We start from the raw sequence: 4,800 nt of genomic DNA, 5'->3' as shown, positions 1-4,800 counted from the left end.
AGGGGAAGATCGTTACACGTCAGGTCTACATCAGCTGGTGCGTAGCAGTAAGGGTTCAGTTTATCTTCAGGGGTAATCACCATCCAGCAGATGTTCTCATTGCCAGACTCGTCNGTTACCCGTAGTTCAATNGTAATTTCATTGGCGATATCACAGCAGTAGAAGTCGATGTACTCACCCCATGGGCTCCAGCGGTTAGCGCTANNGTCACAGGTCTCGTTGCGCCAGTAGTTACGGCGTACTTCCAGGGTTACTGCNCCACAGTTGTCNGAAGAACCTTCGTCAACAGCNGTNGCAAANATCCGTGCGATACCTTCNATGCCGTTGAGGACATCTCCACCACCGATCGATACATTGAGATCATCATCACAGCTTGCTGTAGGTTCGATCTCATCGCGGATGATTACGGTGTATTCTTCACAGGTCTCATTGCCACAATCATCTTCGGCACACAAGATCATCGTGTGCGTTCCAATTGGTAGCTGTACGATATCGTTGTCGGCGATATTACCGCCGGCGAAGAAGGTTGTTCCGTTAGCAAGGATCGTGTAGATCGTCGTGTGTACTTCGGAACAGCCGTTGCCATCCGTGATACTTGGTGTCGGGATCGCTACATTCGCTACACAGCTCAGTGGAGAGGTAGAGATCGTAAGCGTTTCCGCTACACCTGTTAGTACAGGGCCGGTGAAGTCACCGACTTTCACATACTGATCCCAGATCACATTGTCTGCTGGTGAACACCAGTCGATGATGTTCCATTCGCGACGGAAGGAGTAAGTGCCTTCACATACATCAATGCGTGGCTCGTCTGAGTAAGAAGCACCCAGATTACAGTAGTTCTGTGATAGATCAACATAACCAGAAGCCGTCAGTAGGAACGGATAGCCTGTTACACTAGCGTGAGGGTTCTCATCAGGCCCACCTGTTTCTCCATCGGTTGGGAACTCTTCGTCACATTCGATCGTCGCAGTGTAAGGAGGCAAGGTCAAATCGAGGACAGTTGGACGATTCAGCGTGATCACTTGCTCACACTCATCCGTACGTGGGTCACCGATACATACGCCATCAGCGCGATCAGATACGATAAACGTTCTCGTGATGGTGATTTCGCCACAGTCACCTGCGTTGCTCACTACATCACTTACCGTTACCAGTACAGGGCCACAGTTATCCGTTACCTCAGGGTAGCCCGTCAGGTCCAGGATAGCTCGTAGTTCATCAGACAGGGTACCATCAATGATACTTCCATCAGCATTCACCATGTAGGTTTCCTCGTCGATCACTTCTACCAATGGTAGATCTTCACACCACAGGGGCAGCGTTACCGCTACTGGCTGAGGAGCGGAGAAGCCGCCGCCGATGAACTGACCACCGTTGTCGCTTACGATACCGATAACGTAGTCACCCGTCGTACCAAAGCTCGTATTAGCAGCCATGATCGTATAGGTCTGACCTGGTTGTAGTGCCAGCTCGATGCGGAAATCTTGCGCAAAGAATGCGTTAACTCCGAATGGATCGACAAAGTAGGCGCCTTCGCTGCCGCCAAGAATATTCTGACAAGGGTTGTCCTCGTTGAAATCACCCTGGAACAGTGCGATATTCAAGCCAGGAATGTTCGAAGCCGTCTGGATGTTGTACACATCAGTAGCTGGCAGATCAGGATCAACCGTGAAGGTGATCAAGTCGTAATTATATTCAACACCAGCTGCAGGCTCAAAGAAGCTCTGGAAACAAGTGTAATCATCAAGAACAATCGTTGGCTCAGTGCCGTCGATGCTACCTTCCAGGGTCTGGAGAGCAAAATCTACCGTTACTTCGTCCGTATTGTCAGGACAGTCAACTACAGGATCCGTCTTGTCTTCTGCCAGGATCGTACCCCAACAGGTGTAGACAATCTCGCCATCTTCCACGATCTCGATCATGTAGGTATGTTCGCCACAACCGTACAGTACATTGCTATCGGTACCGTCAACCGTGATGATGAACTCATCAACACAGCCGTAAAGGCCAGTGAGAATCATGTCTTCGGTAATCGTAGCGCTACAGTTTTCACCCAGCGTTACATTCAGATTAGCGATACAGCCCAATTCGATTGGAGGTTCAACAAAACCACCATCAACCGTTTCGATATCATCACCAGAGAACAGATCGTAGAATGGGGTCACAAAACCAGCATTCTGATCAGAGTCCGTCGTATCATCTCCGTTTGGAGAGTTAGGAACAACTGCTAATAAGATCGGTCCACACTCATCGAGGGCCGTACTAGCATCAAAGATTACTTTGTAGCTACCAGGAGCCAGGTCTTCGAACTTGTAGTAACCGTTCTCGTCGGTCGTTAATACCAGCATTACTGGCTGACCAACATTGTTCGTACCCATCAGGGTAACGGTAACATTCTCTATCGGTAAATCAGGTACTACACCCGTGCTTACCTGTGTATTATCATTATTTTCATAGCTTTCATCAAGCCATACATAATCACCTAGTTCTGCAGGAATGTAAGCTCCGAAGTCGAAGCTCAGATCATCCTGCATATCAGGGAAGCCGTTGATGCCGCCAGGATTATCGCCCGTGCCATTTTCGCCTTCCGGTAGGCCCATTGGGTCTACTATCGTAAATTCAACACCTGCATGGTCATCACTGTCGATAACATCATCGCCAGGAATATCAGACCAGGTAGGTACATAATCACCAGGTAGGGTTGGAATACTGATACTGTAAGTACCAGGATTCAAGCCACAGAAGTTATAAACACCATCAGTGGTGCCGTCATTAGCTGTCGTTACCGTATAGGTACGGTTATCATCGGTAGTATTTACATCACCATCAGGGCCGAACCATAACAGTTCTACATCTACACCATTAAGACCTAGGTCACCAGCTTCATCTTGTTCGCCGTTACCGTTGTAGTCTTCCCATACCAGGCTACCTACTTTGCTAAGCTTGACTTTGTAATCTTCAATCTCACCAAAAGGTACTGCACCCGTTTGGCTGTCAGGAGCAAGGCCACCATCCGAACTCAAACGAGCACGAACAAATAGAGATCCTTCGCTGTAACCAACGATTGCAGGTACAGGGAAACAGTATTCTGCATCTGCAACACCACCATCAGGTATTATTCCATCAGCAAATACCAGTTCTTCACCAGCACCAAACATACCGTCGCCGTTCCAGTCAATCCATACTTGTAGTACCGCATCCTCACCCGTCATGTTCATCGCAGTCACGGTGATACATGACTCATTGCCAGGAATTAATGGATGGCTGAATACAATACCGTCTTCATCGCTGCCATCGGTACAAGTACCGAAAGTAAACAAACCAGGATCAGCATCATCACCACCTTCCATCATACCAGCCATTGGCTCAGGTAAGCCTGCCAATTCCGTATCTACACATGATCCGAGCTTAAGCACCTCAGAGATAATGTGACGTGGAGCATCAGGCCCAGTGGTCGTATACGTATCAGGTAAATCACCGAAATCAAAACCGATGATTTGGATCATGTAATCTTCTACTTCACCGCTATTCGCAATACCTGTAGAAGTCATTACTTCACCCATGTCATTGGCCAGGCGAATACGCAGACCTACATCTTGGCCTACTACTGCATCCGCAGGAATAGGACCAACACTTACCGTTACACTGGTAGCGTCATCAGCTACAGGGGCAGTAAATTTCTCCGTTGCCGGATCAAGGAAACCATCCTTGTTGAAATCTACATAAACAGCTATTGTCGCTTCAGCTCCTGTCATGTTCATAACAGGAATCTCCAGATCTGTTGTTTGCGTTACGATGAACAATGGAATGTTATCTAAATCTAAACCATCTTCATCATCAATTTCGCTGTTATCATCACCTCCGGTGATACCGGCATCAGCACTTGGCTGACCGTCCGCTTCATCTTCTTCAGATGCACCGATTTTCAAGGTGACCATGTCCTCCTCATTCGTAAGGACTTTGTGCGCAGCACCTCCATCAGCAATGGTAGTCTGGTAATCAGCAGGGGTATCAGGATCAGTATTATCACCATCAGTACCAACTGCAGGGTCATTAAGATCACCGTAATCAAAGCCCATTACAACTACTTCGTAGTCTTCCACTTCACCATCAGGCGCAGGGCCCGTAGGGCTCATACTTGCTGCCATATCAGAACTCAGACGAATACGGAAACCGATGTCATCATTCAATGTTGCAGTAAGTGGTGGTACGATATCTGCAATCGTTACCGTAGTTGCTTGGTCAGCAACATCTACAAAGTACATCTCACCTGCGTCGTTAAAGTCACCATTGTTGTTCCAATCAATAAAGATGGTCAACTTGGCAGGAGCACCCGTCATGTTCATCACTGGGATGTCTAGGCTAACAGCTTGGCCTGTTACGAACATCACATTCGCAGGGTCAAAGCCATCTTCATCGTCGATGCCATCCGCATCATCACCATCAGCGTCATCGCTGACTTGGCCATCTGCGTCAGGATCAGCACTAGCGCCAATCTTCAAGGTAACCTCATCGTTTTCGTTCGTACTAATCTTGTGGCTTGGCCCGCCGTTTGCGGTTAGTGTTTCATAGTCTTGTTCGTCCAAGCCAGCATTAGGATCGATTAAGTCACCATAGTCGAAGCCCATTACTACAATCTCGTAATCTTCCACTTCTCCGTCAGGTGCAGGGCCGTTGGGGCTCATTGCAGTTGCTGTCGTCAAGCGAATACGGAATCCAATGTCATCATTCAATGTTGCGGTCAATGGAGGCGTAATACCTGTAATCGTCGCACTCGTAGCTGTATTTCCTACAGTTGTG

General features: G+C 48.1%; 1 protein-coding gene. It reads right to left on the bottom strand.

The annotated features are described in order from the left end of the window. A partial coding sequence (locus A3EU_RS31735; RefSeq protein WP_425412741.1) for a GEVED domain-containing protein occupies window positions 1-4,265 on the bottom strand: 4,265 nt, incomplete at its 3' end. Window positions 4,266-4,800 lie beyond the last annotated feature (535 nt).

Source organism: Lewinella cohaerens DSM 23179, assembly GCF_000379805.1.
Lineage (GTDB): Bacteria > Bacteroidota > Bacteroidia > Chitinophagales > Saprospiraceae > Lewinella > Lewinella cohaerens.
The sequence above is the reverse complement of the archived record's forward strand: the minus strand, read 5'-3'. Positions and strand labels throughout refer to the sequence as shown.